17 protein-coding genes are annotated in these 16,964 nt (G+C 72.8%); 9 read left to right on the forward strand and 8 right to left on the reverse strand.

Annotated features, from left to right (window positions below; all coding sequences use genetic code 11):
* Positions 1–25: 25 nt before the first annotated feature.
* Positions 26–1,015, reverse strand: a complete 990-nt coding sequence (locus ACFXI4_RS18980; RefSeq protein WP_384992109.1) for an Lrp/AsnC family transcriptional regulator — start codon at positions 1,013–1,015, stop codon at positions 26–28.
* A 190-nt stretch (positions 1,016–1,205) separates the two neighbouring features.
* Here ACFXI4_RS18980 and ACFXI4_RS18985 point away from each other — a divergent pair, with 190 nt between their 5' ends.
* Positions 1,206–2,795 carry an MFS transporter gene (locus ACFXI4_RS18985; RefSeq protein ID WP_384992112.1) on the forward strand — a complete coding sequence of 530 codons (1,590 nt, stop codon included), beginning with the start codon at positions 1,206–1,208 and terminating at the stop codon, positions 2,793–2,795.
* A gap of 82 nt (positions 2,796–2,877) precedes the next feature.
* On the opposite strand, the gene ACFXI4_RS18990 is transcribed toward ACFXI4_RS18985, so the two are convergent.
* Positions 2,878–4,209 carry an enolase C-terminal domain-like protein gene (locus tag ACFXI4_RS18990; RefSeq protein ID WP_384992115.1) on the reverse strand — a complete coding sequence of 444 codons (1,332 nt, stop codon included), beginning with the start codon at positions 4,207–4,209 and terminating at the stop codon, positions 2,878–2,880.
* Positions 4,210–4,538: 329 nt separating this feature from the next.
* On the opposite strand from ACFXI4_RS18990, the gene ACFXI4_RS18995 reads away from it, so the two are divergent.
* The 3 genes from ACFXI4_RS18995 to ACFXI4_RS19005 all read left to right on the forward strand — a co-directional run bounded on the left by ACFXI4_RS18995 (position 4,539) and on the right by ACFXI4_RS19005 (position 6,785).
* Positions 4,539–4,916, forward strand: coding sequence for an FtsX-like permease family protein (locus ACFXI4_RS18995; RefSeq protein WP_384992417.1), 378 nt, complete (start codon positions 4,539–4,541; stop codon positions 4,914–4,916).
* Between the two features lie 187 nt (positions 4,917–5,103).
* A complete protein-coding gene (locus ACFXI4_RS19000; protein WP_362732696.1) occupies positions 5,104–5,469 on the forward strand; it encodes a DUF779 domain-containing protein in 366 nt (121 codons plus the stop codon).
* Positions 5,470–5,612: 143 nt separating this feature from the next.
* Entirely contained in the window at positions 5,613–6,785 is a 1,173-nt protein-coding gene (locus ACFXI4_RS19005) for a phosphodiester glycosidase family protein (RefSeq protein ID WP_384992117.1), read from the forward strand.
* Between the two features lie 71 nt (positions 6,786–6,856).
* Here the strand turns inward: ACFXI4_RS19005 and ACFXI4_RS19010 are convergent, their stop codons facing one another.
* From ACFXI4_RS19010 to ACFXI4_RS19035, 6 genes are all read right to left on the reverse strand, one after another.
* Complete coding sequence (locus ACFXI4_RS19010; protein WP_362733110.1) at positions 6,857–7,051, reverse strand: hypothetical protein; 195 nt, start codon at positions 7,049–7,051, stop codon at positions 6,857–6,859.
* A gap of 102 nt (positions 7,052–7,153) precedes the next feature.
* Positions 7,154–8,017, reverse strand: a complete 864-nt coding sequence (locus ACFXI4_RS19015; protein ID WP_384992121.1) for a phosphatidylinositol-specific phospholipase C/glycerophosphodiester phosphodiesterase family protein — start codon at positions 8,015–8,017, stop codon at positions 7,154–7,156.
* 185 nt (positions 8,018–8,202) lie between these two features.
* Positions 8,203–9,294, reverse strand: a complete 1,092-nt coding sequence (locus tag ACFXI4_RS19020; protein WP_384992124.1) for an acyl-CoA dehydrogenase family protein — start codon at positions 9,292–9,294, stop codon at positions 8,203–8,205.
* Positions 9,291–10,472, reverse strand: coding sequence for an acyl-CoA dehydrogenase family protein (locus ACFXI4_RS19025; RefSeq protein ID WP_362731691.1), 1,182 nt, complete (start codon positions 10,470–10,472; stop codon positions 9,291–9,293). The genes ACFXI4_RS19020 and ACFXI4_RS19025 overlap by 4 nt, the downstream gene beginning before the upstream one ends.
* A complete protein-coding gene (locus tag ACFXI4_RS19030) occupies positions 10,469–11,437 on the reverse strand; it encodes an NADPH:quinone oxidoreductase family protein (protein WP_384992127.1) in 969 nt (322 codons plus the stop codon). The genes ACFXI4_RS19025 and ACFXI4_RS19030 overlap by 4 nt, the downstream gene beginning before the upstream one ends.
* Before the next feature lie 91 nt (positions 11,438–11,528).
* A complete protein-coding gene (locus ACFXI4_RS19035) occupies positions 11,529–12,104 on the reverse strand; it encodes a helix-turn-helix domain-containing protein (protein WP_384992130.1) in 576 nt (191 codons plus the stop codon).
* Positions 12,105–12,181: 77 nt separating this feature from the next.
* On the opposite strand from ACFXI4_RS19035, the gene ACFXI4_RS19040 reads away from it, so the two are divergent.
* From ACFXI4_RS19040 to ACFXI4_RS19060, 5 genes are all read left to right on the forward strand, one after another.
* Complete coding sequence (locus tag ACFXI4_RS19040; protein ID WP_384992132.1) at positions 12,182–13,111, forward strand: NAD(P)/FAD-dependent oxidoreductase; 930 nt, start codon at positions 12,182–12,184, stop codon at positions 13,109–13,111.
* A 29-nt stretch (positions 13,112–13,140) separates the two neighbouring features.
* Positions 13,141–14,679 carry an ATP-dependent DNA ligase gene (locus ACFXI4_RS19045; RefSeq protein WP_384992135.1) on the forward strand — a complete coding sequence of 513 codons (1,539 nt, stop codon included), beginning with the start codon at positions 13,141–13,143 and terminating at the stop codon, positions 14,677–14,679.
* The gene (locus ACFXI4_RS19050; protein ID WP_384992138.1) at positions 14,676–15,143 is read left to right on the forward strand and encodes an NUDIX domain-containing protein; all 468 of its coding nucleotides are present in this window, start codon (positions 14,676–14,678) and stop codon (positions 15,141–15,143) included. The genes ACFXI4_RS19045 and ACFXI4_RS19050 overlap by 4 nt, the downstream gene beginning before the upstream one ends.
* Positions 15,144–15,218: 75 nt before the next feature.
* Complete coding sequence (locus tag ACFXI4_RS19055) at positions 15,219–16,604, forward strand: NADP-dependent succinic semialdehyde dehydrogenase (protein ID WP_362715985.1); 1,386 nt, start codon at positions 15,219–15,221, stop codon at positions 16,602–16,604.
* 24 nt (positions 16,605–16,628) lie between these two features.
* Positions 16,629–16,865: a DUF6213 family protein gene (locus ACFXI4_RS19060; RefSeq protein ID WP_362715983.1), complete on the forward strand. Its 237-nt coding sequence runs from the start codon at positions 16,629–16,631 to the stop codon at positions 16,863–16,865.
* Positions 16,866–16,964 lie beyond the last annotated feature (99 nt).

A 16,964-nucleotide genomic window follows, 5' to 3' on the forward strand; every position in this document is an offset into this window, starting at 1 on the left:
AGGAGTTTCAATCCTGCGGACCACGTCAGGAAGGGGGCACCAGCCGGCCCCGGGAGATGAGGGAGGCCGCCTTCTTGAGGTGGTGGACGCTGATGCTGACGCCGTAGCCGTCGATGCCCGGGGTGGCGGCGATCCGGGTGGTCAGGAACCGGTAGAAGTCCTCGGGATCGCGGGCGATCACGGTGACCATCAGGTTGTGCTCCCCGCTGATGGCGCCGACGAAGGGGACCTCGTCGTACCGGGCGGCCTCCGCGCCGACCCGCTCGAGGCGGACGGGCGCCACCCGCAGCCACAGGATGGCCTGCAGCCGGTGACCGAGCCGTTCCGGGAGCAGCTCCACCTCGTATTCGAGGGTCCTGGCGCTCTCCAGCGCCTCCAGCCGCCGGGCCACCCGGGAAAGGGACCAGCCGGTGAGTTCGGCGAGGTGGGTGTGGGTGGTACGGCCGTCCTGGGCCAGGGCCTCCAGCAACGGGGCGTCCTCCTCGGCGGGCGGGAGCGGGGGCCCGGGGGTGAGCGCCGGCCGCTGCGAGGTCAGCTGCCGGACCTGCTCGGGGTCGAGGTTGTCGCCGTAGCCGGTCCAGCCGGAGGCGTCCGGGGTGTCGTAGTCGTGGATGATCAGGTCGACGCTGACGTCCAGGACGGAGGCGGACCTCGGCAGTTGCCGGAGCAGCACGTCCTCGCGGGGCATGTCGAGCGGCGCGCGGATGACACAGATGATCTCCGTGCCACCCGAGGCCAGATGGGCCCAGGAGATGTCGGGGCGGCGGGCGAGTGCCTCGGCGAGCGGGGCGACCCGGTCGGGGCGGCAGCGGATGCGGGCGACCCACTCCGCGGCGCCGTACACCCGCCGGTTGACCAGTCCGACCACCCGGAGCGCGCCGCTGCGGCGCAGCGTCTGGTAACGGCGGGCGGCGGTCTGCTCGGAGACGCCCGCCACCTCGCCGATCCGGCGGAAGGACAGCCGGGGTGCGCACTGCAGAGCACGGAGGATCTTCCTGTCCACGACGTCGATCATGATGGAAGTGTGCCATGCGCGAGCCGCGATCTGGAGGATTGTTCCGCCTGAGCGCGGGATGGTTGGCGGTTTCGCGGGAGGAACCGGATGCTGTGGCGGCGGGTTTCCCCCCGGACGCCCGTTCGACACAGGCCGCCGGGTTCGCCGGGGGCCGCTACCGCGGTGCGGTGCGCCGCGAAGGAGTATCTCCGTGAACGTCACGACACCGGCGAGCGCGCCGGTCGAGCGGCGGGCGGCCACGATCGTCATGGCCTGCCTGGGCGTCTTCGTCGCCTATCTTCCTGTCACCACCGTCGCCGTGAGCCTGCCGGCCCTGCAGGGGGCGCTGAACGCGTCGACGGCCCAGCTGTCCTGGGTGCAGGACGCGTTCGTGCTGCCGATGGCCGCGTTCATCCTGACCGCGGGAGTCTTCGGGGACGTCCACGGACGCAAGAAGGTCTTCCAGGCCGGGCTGCTCTTCTCGGCGGCGGGCGCGGTCACCGCCCTGTGCGCGCACTCCATCGAGGTCGTCTGGGCCGGGCAGGCGCTGGCCGGTGTCGGCGCGGCCGCGCTGCTGCCGACCACGCTGGCACTGATCAGTCACGTGGTGCCCGACCACCGGGAGCGCGGTAGGTACATCGGCATATGGGCGACCTGCCTGATGGCCGCCCTGGCGATCGGACCGGTGATCGCCGGAGTGGTCGTCGCGCACTTCTCGTGGCGATGGATCTACCTGCCGGCCGTTCCGGTCGCGCTGATCGCCGTCGTCGTCGCGGCCGGACGGCTGACCGACTCCCGGGCTCCGCACGGCCGCCGGCTGGACTGGCCCGGCCAGCTCACCGCCACGCTCGCGATCACCGCCCTGGTCTACGGCGTGATCGAGGGCGGCGCGGACTCGTTCACCGACGCCAAGGTGATGGTGGCGCTGTTCGCCGCGGTGGCCGCCGGTGTCGCCTTCGTCCTCGCGGAACGGCGCAGCGACAGCCCGATGCTGGACCTGAGCCTGTTCCGCAGCCCCGCCTTCACCGCCACCACGCTGGTGGCGATGATCAGCTTCCTGGCGCTGATCGGGTTCTTCTTCGTGCTCAGCCTCTACTTCGGCATGGTGCAGCGGCTGGACACCCTGGACGCCTGCTGGCGGCTGCTGATGGTCACCGGGGCGTCCCTGCTGGTGGGCGGACCGGCGGGGTGGCTGATGCACCGGATCTCCGCGCGCTGGATGATCACCGGCGGTCTGCTGCTCGTCGCCGCCGCCCAGTTCGCGCTGACCGGGCTGGCCGCCGACACCTCCTTCGCCTCGGCCGCCTGGCGGCTCGCCCTGCTGGGCCTGGGGATGGGGCTGGTCGTGACCCCCATGACGGCGACCGCGGTGGCCTCCGTGCCGCACCACCTGGCCGGCATGGCCGCCGCGGGAAACAACGCCTTCCGGCAGGTCGGCGGTGCCCTCGGCCCGGCCGTCCTGGGCGCGCTGCTCACCACCCGGGCGGTCGGCGCACTGCCCGGGCACCTCACCGACGCGGGGGTCACCGGCGCCACGCGGGACCGTGTCGTCCCGGTCGCGCAGGCGGACGGCCTCGGCGCGGTCGCCCATCTGGACCTGGGAGGACAGACCGGGCAGGCGCTGGGGGCGCTGAGCGATTCCTTCCTGGACGGGATGCGGCTGTGCCTGATCACGGCGGGGAGCCTCAGCCTGCTGGCCGCCCTGGTCGCGGTGGTCCTGCTGCGTACCCCGCGGCAGCGGCCGGCGCTCCGGGCGGGAGACACCGCCGGCGAGAAGGCGTCGGCCGTACGGGGAGCCTGACGGGGAGCCGGTCCCGACCGGACTCGTCCTCGCACGCGCCGGCGTGCCGGTCGGGCCGGTCGGAGCGGCGGCCCGCGCTTGGCTAGCGCACCAGGCTGGGCCGCTTGGCGTCGAAGGTCCAGCCGTCCACCAGGTAACGCATCCCGGTCGCGTCGTCGCGGCCCGCGCCGAGGCCGAGTTCCTCGTGGAGGGCGTGGGCCGCGAGCAGCCGGTCCGGGTCGAGCCGGATGCCGAGGCCGGGGGCGTCGGTGACGGCGACCTCGCCGTCGACGATCCTCGGCGGTGCGACGGTGAGGCGCTCCCGGCCCTCCTGCCAGATCCAGTGCGTGTCCAGGGCGTTGTAGTCGCCGGGGGCCGCGGCTCCGCAGTGCGCCATCATGGCCAGCGAGATGTCGAAGTGGTTGTTGGAGTGGCACCCCCAGGTCAGCCCCGCCTCGTGGCAGAGCTGCGCCACCCGCACCGAGCCGCTCAGGGTCCAGAAGTGCGGGTCGGCGAGCGGGATGGAGACCGACTGCAGCGCCAGGGCGTGGGTGAGCTGCCGCCAGTCGGTGGCGATCATGTTGGTCGCGGTGGGCAGGCCGGTGGCCCGGCGGAACTCGGCGAGGATCTCGCGCCCGGAGTAGCCGCCCTCGGCTCCGCAGGGGTCCTCGGCGTAGGCCAGGGTGCCGAGCAGCGGCCGGCACAGTTCGACGGCTTCCCGCAGCGACCAGGCACCGTTGGGGTCGAGGGTGATCCGGGCCCCGGGGAAGCGTTCCTTGAGCGCCCGTACGGCCTTGACCTCCTCGGCGCCGGGCAGGACCCCGCCCTTGAGCTTGAAGTCCCGGAAGCCGTAGTGGTCGTAGGCCGCCTCCGCCTGCCGGACGATCGACTCCGGGGTCAGTGCCTCCTCGCGGCGGATGCGGTACCAGGCGACGTCGGCGTCGGGTTCGCGGAGGTAGTCCAGGTCGGTGCGGTCGGGGTCGCCGACGTAGAAGAGGTAGCCGAGGACGCGCACCGAGTCGCGTTGTCTGCCGTCGCCGAGCAGGGCGGCGACGGGCACTTCCAGGTGCTGACCGAGCAGGTCGAGGAGGGCGGACTCGACGGCGGTGACGGCGTGCACGGTGGTCCGCAGGTCGAAGGTCTGCTCGCCGCGGCCGGCCGAGTCCCGGCCGCCGAAGGCCTCGCCGACAGCCCTCAGCACCCGCTTGTGGTCACCCAGCCGTGAGCCGACGACCAGGGGCTCCGCGTCCCGCAGGGTCCGGGTGATCGCCTCCCCGCCGGGCACCTCGCCCAGCCCCGTCCGCCCCTCGGAGTCCTCGAGGACCAGGACGTTGCGGGTGAAGTACGGGGCATGGGCGCCGGAGAGGTTGAGCAGCATGGAGTCCCGGCCCGCCACCGGATACACGGAGAAGCGGGTGACGACGGGCTGGCTCATGGGGGAACGTCCTTACACAGACACGACATCTACATATGGAGACAGAGATTAAGGATGCAGACGCTCCCAGGTCAATGGGGCGCGGGAGCACACGCCGGCCGCACCCCGGACGGACGGCCGCGCCACTGTCCGCCGCCGAGACCGCCGACCGGGCCCGGACGTCGGCGGCGGCAGGCGCCCGGCAGGCATGCGCCACGGAAGGGCACCGGACGCCGCCGGCCTGGCAGCGTCACGACCGGGACCGAGGTCACCGGGATGACGGGCGGCGCGCCGGTGTTCGCCTACGAGGGCGAAGCGTCCTGGGGCGGGTTCACCATGGTCTCCGGCGGGTGGCACCGCTCGGCGCCACCGCCACCGCCACCGACGCCAGGACGGTCAACGGCAGCGACGGCGCGGCCGTGATCGACACCCTGACGAGGGCGCTCACCCTGATCCTGCTGGCGGTGGCCGGAGTCGGGGTACTGGGCGGGGTCGTGCTCGAGACCCATGAGCGCATCCGGGACCCCGGCGTCCACAAGGCGCTCGGGACGGCACCTCTGCAGACGGTGACGCTGGTGCTCGTCTCGGTCGTGCTGCCGGGGCTGGCGGGCGGGGCGCCGGGGGTCCCGCCGGGTCTCGCCGTGCACCGCGCGGTCATGCCCGCCATGGGCGACAGCGCCGGGCCGCCCCTGCCCGAGGTGGTGCTGGACGTCCACCGGACGCCATGAACTGCTCCTCCTCGCCCTGGGCGGTGCGGCGACCGCGGTCCTCGGCGCGCTGCTCCCGGCGGGCTGGGCGGCCCGGGTCCGCACGGCCACCGCACTGCGCGGCGAGCAGTCAACGACCGCTTCTGGACCGGCCGGTGACAAGGGGTGAGACTGAGGGGACCCGACACCCGGCCCCAGGAGGGTGACCATGGACGACCAGACAGCGCCTCCGCGCGTCGAGCTCACCCCGCAGGCCGCCGAGCTGGTGCGCCGGCTGCGCGCCGAGCACGGCCCGTTGATGTTCCACCAGTCCGGCGGCTGCTGCGACGGCAGCGCGCCGATGTGCTACCCCGACGGGGAGTTCCGTACCGGCGGCTCGGACGTGCTGCTGGCCGAGCTGGCGGTGGACGGCGTCGAGGAGCCGGTCACGTTCTGGATGTCCCGCAGCCAGTACGAGGCGTGGAGCCACACCCGGCTGATCGTGGACGTGGTACCCGGTCGGGGGAGCGGTTTCTCACTGGAGGCACCCGAGGGGGTGCGTTTTCTCACCCGTTCTCGCGTAGTCGACGTCTAGCAGCCCCGCCGGTCATTCCCGTCTGCTGCACTTCCCTGAGTCCTGAGGCACTTGACGAGACATCAGGGGGTGCGGTGACGCATCGTCGGACACGATTTGCAGCGACGACCCGAACTCTGTTCACGATTCTCACGTCGTCCGGCGTGCTGGCCGGTGCTGCCCTCGCGGGGGCTTCACCGGCCGCAGCCGTGCCGGGCGCCGGACGGCTCGCGTCCGGGGTCACCTACCGGGAGTTCGACGTCCCGGCGCACAGGGGCACGGTCCACGCCCATCTGCTGACCGTCGACCTGACCGATCCGCACGTCCGGGTGGACCTCCTCACCGCGGGCTCGGTGGCCGCCCGGTCGCGGGTGTCCACGATGGCCGACGCGGCGGGCGCGGTCGCGGGCGTGAACGGCGACTTCTTCAACATCTCCGAGACCCAGCATCCGGGCGTCGACGTGACCGGCGCGAGCGTCGGACCGGCGATCGCCCACGGCCGGGTGCTGAAGGCGGCGGTGCCGACGGCCCAGCGGTTCGGCCCGTCGCTGCCGCCGGGCGCCGACACCACCGACGTGCTCGGCGTCGGCGTGGACCGCAGGGCCCGGCTGGACCGGCTGAGACTGGTCGGCAGCGTCCGCACCCGCGACGGGAGCCTCGTGCTGCGCGGGCTCAACCAGTACGCGCTGGCACAGGACTCCGTCGGCGCCTACACCGCCGCCTGGGGACCGGCGTCCCGCAAGCGCGCCACCTGTGGCTCGGACACCAGCCGGGCGGCCGGATGCAGCACGGACACCTACGAGGTGCGGATCCGCGGTGGCAAGGTCGTCGCCACCGCCGCCACCCCGGGCAGCGGCACGATCGCGCCGGGCACGACCGTCCTGCTGGGCCGGGAGGCCGGGGCGGACAGGCTGCGCGAACTCACCTTGGGTGAACGGGTCACGCTGCGCAAGCAGATGGTGGCGTCCGCCTCCAAGGTCCCGTACCGCTTCGCGGTCGGCGGCTATCCGGTGCTGCGCGGCGGCGTGCCCGCGGCCGGGCTCGACGACACCACCACGGCCGTCCGCACCGCCGCGGGTTACACGAGCGGCGGACACCGACTCCTGCTGCTCGCGCTGGACGGGGCGGTGGCCTATCGCCGCGGCATGACCATTGCCGAAGTGGCCGACGAGATGCGCGCGTTGGGTGCGGTCGACGCGTTCAGCCTGGACGGCGGCGGCTCCACGACGTTGGTGGCCCGCACCCCGGGTGACAGCGCGGTGAGCGTGCTCAACCACCCGACCGACAGCCCGGAGCGCGCGGTGGCCAACGGGATCGGGGTCTTCTCGAAACCCTGACCCGTGACCCCGCGCCACCCCGTGGCACCCGCCGAGCCGGCGGCACCCGGCCGCCGGCTCAGGGACCGGGCTCAGGGGCGCAGGGTGCTCACCAGGTCGGCTGTCGCGGTGAGCCCGCTGCTGATGGTGGGCGCCATGCTGGTGCTGGCCAGGTAGAACCCGAGCAGCATGCAGACCAGAGCGTGCGAGATCTTCAACCCGCCCTGGCGCATGAAGAGCACGGCCAGCAACAGGAGCAGCAGCACCACAGAGATGGAAACGGCCATCGCGAACCTCCTCCGCCACGCCCGTTTCGGGGCGTTCGGCCGCAAGTGTGGCGCAGCGGAGGGGAGGCCCGTGCCGTCGACACGTCCCCCGATCGGGTGGTGTTACGACGGCCGGTGGCTGTCCAGGAAGGCTTCCAGGCCGGCCAGGTCGTCGGTGTTGAAGTAGTCGGCGCCGGCGGCGAGCAGTTCACTCCAGAGTGCGTCGCGCGCCGGTCCGGCCACGTCCGGAGTGGCCCAGAACCGGACTTTCTGACGGTTGGCGTGCGCCTCGCCGATGACGGCCCGCAGCTTCTGCCGCTCGGCCCGCGGGAAGTCGCCCTCGCCGAGCCAGGTGAAGTTGAGGGTCCAGTTGTCGCTGATCAGCGGGACGAAGGAGGCGGGCGCCGGGGTGCCGAGGTCGGTGAGCCGGCCGTCGTAGAAGGCCCGGCGCACGGTCTGTGCCTCCATCGGCGAACGCGCGGCGCGGTCACCGGAGACAACGTTGGTGACGGCGCCGGGAACGACCCGGCCGTGGGCGTACGTCGTGAACAGGTGCGGGTAGCGCCGCAGATGCCGGTCGAGTTCGAGGTACGTCGACGATCCCTCGGTCTTGATGTCGATGAGCAGCTGTACCGGCTCGCGCCTGCCCCGGTACACGGACCCGTGGTTCGCCTTCACGATCCGGGCCAGCGGGTCGAGGTAGAGGGACTCCAGCGTACGGCTCGGGTCCAGGTCGTCCTCGGTGTGACCGACGAGCAACTGGTCACCGACGAGGAAGATGTCGGCCTCGACGCTGCCGAAGCGATGGCCGAGGGCGTCGAAGAGCGGGTGGGTGTGCTCGTAGTCGTTGTGGGCGTGGGCACGCCACAGCGGACGGGGTCCGCGGTGGCCGCCGCCCGCCCAGGCCTGCGCGCCGGGCAGCGCGACGGCTCCGGCGAGGGCGGCACCGAGTGTGGTGAGGGCTCCGCGACGGGTGGTGAGGGCCATGTGCTCTGCCTCCCTTGTAGGGCCTTGCGGGACCCAAGGGAGTATGCGTTCAGACAGAGCCCGACTGCCCTGTATGTGCGCGAAGTTGGCTGGACCGCCGTCCGCGGTTCACTTCAGGCGCCCCGCCGGGGGGCGCGGGGAACCGCGCGACCAGCCCCCTCGCGCCCGCCGTCGGCGACCGGAACTCACGGCACCTGAAGATCGACCAGTGCTGCCAGGGCTTCCCGGTGCGCCCCCGCCGTACCGAAGGCGGTCGCATCCGCCTTGGCCCGCTTCAGGTACAGGTGGACCGGATGTTCCCAGGTCATCCCGATGCCCGCGTGCAACTGCAGCGCCTCCTCGGCGGCGTGCACGGCGACCGGCCCCGCGTAGGCCTGCGCCACCGCCACCAGCACGTCGGCGTCCTCACCGGAGGCCAGCGCGTCGGCGGCCCCCCGCGCGGCGGCCCGGAGGTTGACCACCTCCAGCCACAGCTGCGCCAGCCGGTGCTTGAGCGCCTGGAACCCGCCCACCGGCCGGTTGAACTGCTTGCGCTCCTTGAGGTACCGCACGGTCTCGGTCAACGACCATTCGGCGACTCCGAACTGCTCGGAGGCCAGCAGCCCGGCCCCGGCCCGCAGGGCGCGCCGGACGGCGGGTCCGGCATCGCCCACCCGGCGGCCGGCGGCGCCGTCGAGGGTGACGGTGGCGAGCGGCCGGGTCAGGTCGAAGGCGACCTGCGGAGCGATCCGTGCCGCGGCCGCCTCGACCGCGTACAGCCCGCCGTCGTCCCCCGGCACCAGCAGCACGTCCGCGGCGACCGCGTCCGCGATCCCGGTCAACTCGCCGTGCAGACGGCTCGCTTGGACGCGTACGGCCCTGAAGCCGCAGTCCGGTGCGACATGCAGCCCCACCGCCAGCACGCCGATCGTCCGCCCCGACGCCAGCTTCCCGAGCAGTTCCTCGTCTCCGCAGGCGAGCAGCGCCTCCGTCGCCACCACGGCACTGGTCAGATACGGAACGGGAGCCACAGCCCGCCCCAGCTCCTCCAGGACGACGGCGGCCTCGCGGGCGGACGCACCCTGGCCACCCTGCTTCTCCGGCACCAGCAGCCCGGCGAGCCCCATACCCTCGGTGAGGGCTTTCCAGGCGGCCAGGTCGTGCGGTGCGTCCGACTCGGTGCGGGCGATGACGCCCGCCGCGTCGCAGTGGTCGGCCAGCAGGTCGCGCACCGCGGCCCGCAGCGCCTCTTCCTCCTCCGAGTACAGCAGGTCGGGCTGGGTGTGCGGTGTCGTCATCGGGCGAGGTCCTTCCACGCGACGTCCTTGTCGGTGCGCGGCTCGGACGGCAGGCCCAGGACGCGCTCCGCGACGATGTTCAGCAGGACCTCGCTGGTCCCGCCCTCGATACTGTTGCCCTTGGCGCGCAGGTAGCGGTAGCCGGCGTCCCGGCCGACGAAGTCCACCAGTTCGGGCCGGCGCATGGTCCAGTCGTCGTACAACAGGCCTTCCTCGCCGCGGAGTTCGACCTCCAGGCCACTGATCTCCTGGTTGAGGCGGGCGAAGGCGAGCTTCATTCCGGCGCCCTCGGGGCCGGGCTGTCCGGCGACCAGCTGCTGGCGCAGCCGCTCCGCGGTGAGCCGGGCGACCTCGGTCTCGACCCACAGTTTCAGCAACCGCTGGTGCAGGTCGTGGGTGCGCAGCTCGGGGCGTTCGCGCCAGGTCTTCACGACCGGGCCGATCATGCCGCCCTCGCGGGGCAGCCGCATGCCGCCGATGGCGACGCGCTCGTTGTTCAGCGTGGTCTGCGCGACCCGCCAGCCGTCGCCGGTCCCGCCGAGACGACGGGTGTCGGGGATGCGGACGTCGGTGAGGAACACCTCGTTGAACTCGGCCTCACCGGTGATCTGCCGCAGCGGCCGGACGTCGACGCCCGGGTCGGTCATGTCGCAGATGAAGTAGGTGATTCCGGCGTGCTTGGGCACGTCCGGATCGGTGCGGGCGATGAGGATGGCCCAGCGGGAGTTGTGCGCGCCGGAGGTCCACACCTTCTGCCCGTTGACGACCCACAGGTCACCCTCCCGCACCGCGCGGGTGCCGAGCGCGGCCAGGTCGGAGCCGGCGCCCGGCTCGCTGAACAGCTGGCACCAGACCTCCTCGCCGGTCCACAGCGGTCGCAGGTAGCGCTGCTTCTGCTCCTCCGTGCCGTACTTGAGGACGGTCGGCGCGGCCATGCCGAGTCCGATGCCGTTGCGGCGCGCGTCGTTGTCGGGGGCGCCGGCGGCCTCCAGCGCGGCGTCCACGACGGCCTGGAGGGAGCGCGGGGCGCCCAGACCGCCGAGGCCCTGCGGGTAGTGCACCCAGGCGAGTCCGGCGTCGAAGCGGGCCTTGAGGAAATCCAGCCTGTCGGTGGTGGCGGGCGGGTGGGCGGCCAGCAACTCGGCTGTGCGGCGGGTGAGTTCGGCGGCGTCGGTCATGCCCCGGCTCCCTTCGGTACGACGGTGACCCGGCCGGTGGTGACACCGTCGCCGAGCCGCTGCACGGCCCCCGCGGCCTCGGACAGCGGCACCCGCTCGCTGACCAGCGGCTTGATGGCACCGCTCGCGGCCAGTTCGGTGAGCCGCTCGTGACAGTGCAGGATCAGCTTGGGGTTCTTGGTGGCGTACAGCCCCCAGTGCAGGCCCAGGATCGAGTAGTTCTTCACCAGGGCGTGGTTGAGCGCCGGGCTCGGGATGGTGCCGCTCGCGAAGCCGACGACCACGATCCGGCCCTCGAAGGCGACGGTCTTGGCCGACTGGGTGTACGCCTCGCCGCCGACCGGGTCGTAGATCACGTCGGCGCCCCGGCCGCCGGTGGCCTCCTTCACGGCGCCCACCACGTCCTCGGCACGCCGGTCGATGACGACGTCACAGCCCAGCTCGCGGGCGACGGCGGCCTTGCCGGCACCGCCGACCACGCCGATCACGGTCGCGCCGGCGGCCTTGCCGAGCTGTACGGCCGCGCTGCCGACCCCGCCGGCGGCGGCGTGCACGAGCAGCGTCTCGCCGGCCTGGAGTCCGGCCCGGCGGTGCAGGCCGAACCAGCCCGTCTGGTACCCGATGTGCAGGGCGGCGGTCTCGGCGTCGTCCAGCGCGTCCGGCGCGGGCAGCAGGGCGGCGGCGTCCGCGACCGCGTACTCGGCGAAGCCGCCGTACGGCAGCACGGGGTTGGCGATCACCCGGCGTCCGTCCTCGGTCTCGCCGCAGATCTCCACGCCGGGTGTGAACGGCAGTGGCGGGCGCACCTGGTACTGGCCCCGGCACATCAGCACATCGGGGAAGTTGATGTTGGCCGCACGCACCTTGAGCAGGACCTGGCCGTCGCCGGGAGTGGGCCGCTCCACCTCCGTCAGCCGCATCACCTCGCTCGGCTCGCCGTTCTCGTGCACTTGCCATGCCTGCATGCGGTGCCTCCACAGACTGCTTCGTCGGGGTCACCCGCATACTAAGCGGTCGCTTGCCACCGAGGGAACAGCCGGCGGCCCAGCGGACGCGTCACGTCGCCGTTCTCGGCCGTGCCCGTACGTGCATCCGCTCCCCCTGCGGCCCGAACAGGCTGAGGAACTCCACCGGCCCCTCCCCCGTCGACCCGAACCAGTGCGGCACCCGGGTGTCGAACTCGGCCGCCTCCCCCGGAGCCAGCACGACGTCGTGCTCGCCGAGCACCAGCCGCAGCTTGCCGGACAGCACGTACAACCACTCGTAGCCCTCGTGGGTGCGCGGCTCGGGTTCGTCCTTCCGCTTCGGTTCGACCACCTTGAAGGCCTGCAGGCCGCCGGGCTGCCGGGTCAGCGGCCAGAAGGTCCGGCCGTGCCGCTCCATCGGCTTGGCGCGCACCCGGGGGTCCCCCACCGGCGGTGCGCCGACCAGTTCGTCCAGGGGCACCTGGTGGGCCTGTGCGATCGGCAGCAGCAGTTCCAGGCTGGGCTTGCGCAGCCCCGCCTCCAGCCGGGAGAGGGTGCTGACCGAGATGCCGGTGGTCTCCGAGAGAGCGGCGAGGGTGACCTCACGCTCCTTGCGGAGCCGGCGCAGCCGGGGGCCCACCCCGGCGAGAACGTCGTCCGTCGTCATGGTCGTATTGCAGTTTCGGCAAAGCCGTTTGTCAATCTGTCCCCGGTGCGCGACCGTCGCCGGCGGAGGTGGTCACCATGACCGATACGTACGAAGTGATCGTCGTCGGAGGCGGTGCGGCCGGGCTCTCCGCCGCACTGGTCCTCGGCCGGGCCCGGCGCCGCACCCTGGTCGTCGACGCGGGCGAACCGCGCAACGCCCCCGCCGCCCACATGCAGGGCTTCCTGTCCCGGGACGGCATGCCGCCCGGGGAGTTCCTGGCCGCCGGCCGCGAGGAGATCGCTCGCTACGGCGTCGACCTGGTGCGGGACCGGGCGGTGAGCGCGGCCAGGGACGGTGACTTCACCGTGTCGCTGGCGAGCGGCCGGCAGGTCCGGGCCCGGCAGCTGGTGGTCGCCTCCGGACTGAGGGACGAGCTGCCGCCCGTGCCCGGGGTGGCCGAGCGGTTCGGCCGGGATGTCCTGCACTGCCCGTACTGCCACGGCTGGGAGGTCCGCGACCAGGCCTTCGGTGTCCTGGCCACCACCCCGACGAGCGTGCACCAGGCGCTGATGGTCACCCAGTGGTCCCAGGACGTGACCCTCTTCCTCCACCTGGTCGAGGAGGCGGAACTGTCCGAGGACGACCGGCGGCGGCTGGCCGCGGCGGGGGTGCGGGTGGTGTCCGGCGAGGTGACGGGGCTGTGTGTCGAGGACGACCGGCTGACGGGGGTGCGGCTCGGGGACGGCACCGTGCACGAACGGCAGGCGCTGTTCGTCGCCCCTCGCCCGGTCCCCCGCACCGGCCTGCTGGTCGGGCTGGGCGCGGAGCTGGCGCAGACCCCCTTCGGCGCCTACCCGGTCATCGACGAACAGGGCCGGACGACCGTGCCCGGGCTGTGGGCGGCCGGCAACGCGAGCGGCTTCGCCGAGCAGGTGGTCAACGCGGCCAGCCGGGGCTACCGCGCCGGTGCGGCGATCAACGGCGAGCTGCTCTTCGCGGACCTGGACGCCGACGTGCGGGTGTAGTCCGGGCACACTCGTTGCACCATGGCTGCATGCTGCTGAGCCGGCTCGCCGAAGTGTCCCGGGAGGTCGCCGCCACCGCGGCCCGCTCCCGCAAGACCGCACTGCTCGCCGGCCTCTTCCGGGAGACGGCCCCGGACGACGTGCCGGTCGTCATCCCGTATCTCGCCGGCCGTCTCCCCCAGGGCCGTCTCGGCGTCGGCTGGAAGGTGCTGAGCCGCCCGGTGCCGCCGGCCCCCGAGCCGTCCCTCACGGTCCTCGAGGTCGACGCCCGGCTGACCGGGCTGGGCAAGGTCGCCGGGCCCGGTTCCCAGGCCGAACGCTCCCGGATCGTGGGCGAGTTGATGGGCGCGGCGACCGCCGAGGAGCAGCGCTTCCTGCTGGGGCTGATCACCGGCGAGGTACGGCAGGGCGCCCTGGACGCGGTGGCCGTGGAGGGACTCGCGCAGGCGACCGGCGCGGACGCTGCCGACGTGCGCCGGGCGGTGATGCTCGCCGGGTCCCTCCAGAAGGTGGCCGAGGCCCTGCTCGCGGACGGCCCGCCGGCCCTCGCCCGGTTCCGGCTCACCGTCGGCCGCCCGGTGCTTCCGATGCTGGCGCACAGCGCCTCCTCGGTCGCCGAGGCGGTCGGCAAGCTGGGCGCCTGCGCGGTCGAGGAGAAGCTCGACGGCATCCGTGTCCAGGTCCACCGGGACGGCGGGACGGTACGGATCCACACCCGCACCCTGGACGACATCACCGACCGGCTCCCCGAAGTCACGGCCGCCACGCTGGAGTTGACGGGCGACCGGTTCATCCTGGACGGCGAGGTGATCTCCTTCGGCGCCGACGGCCGCCCCCGCTCCTTCCAGGAGACGGCGGGCCGGGTCGGATCCCGGACGGACGTGGCGAAGGCGGCGCGGGAGGTGCCGGTCTCCCCCGTCTTCTTCGACGCGCTCTCGGTCGGCGGCCACGACCTCCTCGACCTGCCCTTCGCCGAACGGCACGCGGAGCTGGCCCGGCTGGTCCCCGAGCCGATGCGGGTCCGCCGGGCCCTGGTGGCCGGTCCCGAGGACATGGCGGCCGCCGAGGAGTTCCTCGCCGCCACCCTGGAACGCGGCCACGAGGGCGTGGTCGTCAAGGGGCTGGACGCCCCCTACAGCGCGGGCCGGCGCGGTGCCTCCTGGCTGAAGGTCAAGCCGGTGCACACCCTCGACCTGGTCGTCCTGGCCGCCGAGTGGGGGCACGGCCGGCGCACCGGCAGGCTCTCCAACCTCCACCTCGGCGCCCGCACCACGGACGGCGGCTTCGCCATGCTGGGCAAGACCTTCAAGGGCATGACCGACGCGATGCTCAGGTGGCAGACCGCCCGGCTGAAGGAACTGGAGGTCTCGGACGACGGCCGGGTGGTGACCGTACGCCCGGAACTCGTCGTCGAGATCGCCTACGACGGCCTGCAGAGGTCCTCCCGCTACCCGGCCGGCGTCACCCTGCGGTTCGCCCGGGTGGTCCGCTACCGCGAGGACAAACGGCCGCGGGAGGCCGATACGGTGGAGACCCTGCTGGCCGCCCATCCGGAGGTACGGCGTTGACGGAGCCGAAGCGAAGCGCCGGACTGCTGCTGTTCCGCCGTACCGGCCAGGGCGTCGAGGTACTGCTCGGCCATATGGGCGGCCCCTTTTTCGCGAAGAAGGACGCGGGCGCGTGGAGCGTCCCCAAGGGCGAGTACGAGCCCGGCGAGACCGCCTGGGCGGCAGCCCGCCGTGAGTTCCAGGAGGAGCTGGGCCTGCCGGCGCCGGACGGCGAGGCGGTCGCCCTCGGCGAGGTCCGGCAGAGCAACGGCAAGATCGTGACGGTGTGGGCGATCGAGGCGGACCTGGATCCGGCCGCGGCGGTTCCCGGCACCTTCACGATGGAGTGGCCGCCGCGCTCGGGCCGGATCCAGGAGTTCCCGGAGCTGGACCGGGTGGCCTGGCTCTCTCCCCACCGGGCCCGTGAGGTGATCGTCAAGGCACAGGCCGCGTTTCTCGACCGGCTGGCGGAGCACACGGACTGAACAGCGGCGCACGCGTTGCGGTCCACGGGACCGCGCGCGAAGGTCGAAGCAAACCCGCTCCCAGGGAGGTCAGCCATGCCCATCGCGACGGTGAACCCGGCGACCGGCGAGACGCTCGAAACGTTCGAGGCCATGGACGAGGACGAACTCGAGCGCCGGCTCGAACTCGCCGAGGCGACGTTCCGGACCTACCGGACGAGCTCCTTCGCCGAGCGCGCCCGGCTGCTGCACCGGGCCGCCGACCTGCTGGACGCGGACCAGGACGACATCGCCCGCACGATGACCACCGAGATGGGCAAGCCGCTGGCGCAGGCCCGCGCGGAGGCCGGGAAGTGCGCGAAGGCGATGCGCTGGTACGCCGACCACGCGCAGGAGCTGCTGGCCGACGAGGAGCCGGCGGAGGCGGACGTGAAGGACTCGGGCGCGACCCGGGTGCGGGTGCGCTACCGCCCCATCGGGCCGGTGCTGGCCGTGATGCCGTGGAACTTCCCGCTCTGGCAGGTCGTCCGGTTCGCCGCGCCGGCCCTGATGGCGGGCAACGTCGGTCTGCTCAAGCACGCCTCGAACGTGCCGCAGACCGCCTTGTACCTGGAGGATCTCTTCCACCGGGCGGGCTTCCCCGAGGGCTGCTTCCAGACCCTGCTGATCGGCTCCGGGGCGGTCGACGACCTCCTGCGTGACGAGCGGGTGCGGGCGGCCACGCTCACCGGCAGCGAGCCCGCGGGCCGCGCGGTCGCCGCCACCGCCGGCGAGATGATCAAGAAGACGGTGCTGGAACTGGGCGGCAGCGACCCCTTCGTGGTGATGCCGTCGGCGGACGTCGACCGCGCCGCGAGGACCGCGGTGACCGCGCGGGTGCAGAACAACGGGCAGTCGTGCATCGCCGCGAAGCGGTTCATCGTGCACACCGACGTCTACGACGCCTTCGCCGAGCGGTTCGTGGCGGCCATGGCGGCGCTGCGGACGGGCGACCCGATGGACGAGGGGACGGACGTCGGGCCGCTGTCGAGCGAGCAGGGACGGGCCGACCTGGAGGAACTCGTCGAGGACGCGAAGCGGTCGGGTGCGCGGGTGCTGTGCGGCGGACAGCGGCCTCAGGGGCCCGGCTGGTTCTACCCGCCGACCGTGCTCGCCGGGATCCACCGCGACATGCGCATCCACCGCGAGGAGGCGTTCGGGCCGGTGGCCACGCTCTACCGGGCCGGAGACCTGGACGAGGCTGTTCTCATCGCCAACGACTCTCCTTTCGGGCTGAGTTCGAACGTGTGGACGCGGGACGAGGCGGAGGTGGACCGGTTCGTGCGGGATCTGGAGGCAGGTGGCGTGTTCGTCAACGGCATGACCGTCTCCCACCCGGCGTTCCCGTTCGGCGGTGTGAAGCGGTCCGGCTACGGACGTGAGCTGTCCGGGCACGGAATCCGGGAGTTCTGCAACATCACCACCGTTTGGCACGGTGCGTGACGGTTGCGCGGCTACGATCCGGGTGTGAACCGGGAAGTGACTCTGCCTCTGATCGTCGACGACCGCGGAAACTTGCAGGTGACCGCCGCCGACGTGAGTAAGTTGTTGCGGACCATGGGTGGGCGGTGGGTACGCCTGGTGGAGGCCGGGGAGAGCGGGCTGGACGAGGACACGGTGGCCGCGCTGACCATTGAGCTGGCGAAGCTCGCGGACCGGATCGACGTGGCGTGTATCGCCCACAGCAGCGGGCAGCAGGGCTAGTTCGGCGGCTGCGGGTGAACGGGGGCCCGTCGCGCCCGCGCGGCGGCATCGGCACCGCCCCGCGCCCCTCCGCGTGAGTGCGGCCGACGACGTCAAGGA

Source organism: Streptomyces sp. NPDC059224 (assembly GCF_042754285.1).
In the GTDB taxonomy this organism is placed as follows: Bacteria; Actinomycetota; Actinomycetes; order Streptomycetales; family Streptomycetaceae; genus Streptomyces.

Excerpts from the sequence above, each read along its gene's own strand:
- ACFXI4_RS18980 (WP_384992109.1), bottom strand. The coding sequence starts at position 1,015 with ATGATCGACGTCGTGGACAGGAAGATCCTCCGTGCTCTGCAGTGCGCA.
- ACFXI4_RS18990 (WP_384992115.1), bottom strand. The coding sequence starts at position 4,209 with ATGAGCCAGCCCGTCGTCACCCGCTTCTCCGTGTATCCGGTGGCGGGC.
- ACFXI4_RS19000 (WP_362732696.1), top strand. The coding sequence starts at position 5,104 with ATGGACGACCAGACAGCGCCTCCGCGCGTCGAGCTCACCCCGCAGGCC.
- ACFXI4_RS19010 (WP_362733110.1), bottom strand. The coding sequence starts at position 7,051 with ATGGCCGTTTCCATCTCTGTGGTGCTGCTGCTCCTGTTGCTGGCCGTG.
- ACFXI4_RS19015 (WP_384992121.1), bottom strand. The coding sequence starts at position 8,017 with ATGGCCCTCACCACCCGTCGCGGAGCCCTCACCACACTCGGTGCCGCC.
- ACFXI4_RS19020 (WP_384992124.1), bottom strand. The coding sequence starts at position 9,294 with ATGACGACACCGCACACCCAGCCCGACCTGCTGTACTCGGAGGAGGAA.
- ACFXI4_RS19025 (WP_362731691.1), bottom strand. The coding sequence starts at position 10,472 with ATGACCGACGCCGCCGAACTCACCCGCCGCACAGCCGAGTTGCTGGCC.
- ACFXI4_RS19030 (WP_384992127.1), bottom strand. The coding sequence starts at position 11,437 with ATGCAGGCATGGCAAGTGCACGAGAACGGCGAGCCGAGCGAGGTGATG.
- ACFXI4_RS19035 (WP_384992130.1), bottom strand. The coding sequence starts at position 12,104 with ATGACGACGGACGACGTTCTCGCCGGGGTGGGCCCCCGGCTGCGCCGG.
- ACFXI4_RS19040 (WP_384992132.1), top strand. The coding sequence starts at position 12,182 with ATGACCGATACGTACGAAGTGATCGTCGTCGGAGGCGGTGCGGCCGGG.
- ACFXI4_RS19045 (WP_384992135.1), top strand. The coding sequence starts at position 13,141 with ATGCTGCTGAGCCGGCTCGCCGAAGTGTCCCGGGAGGTCGCCGCCACC.
- ACFXI4_RS19055 (WP_362715985.1), top strand. The coding sequence starts at position 15,219 with ATGCCCATCGCGACGGTGAACCCGGCGACCGGCGAGACGCTCGAAACG.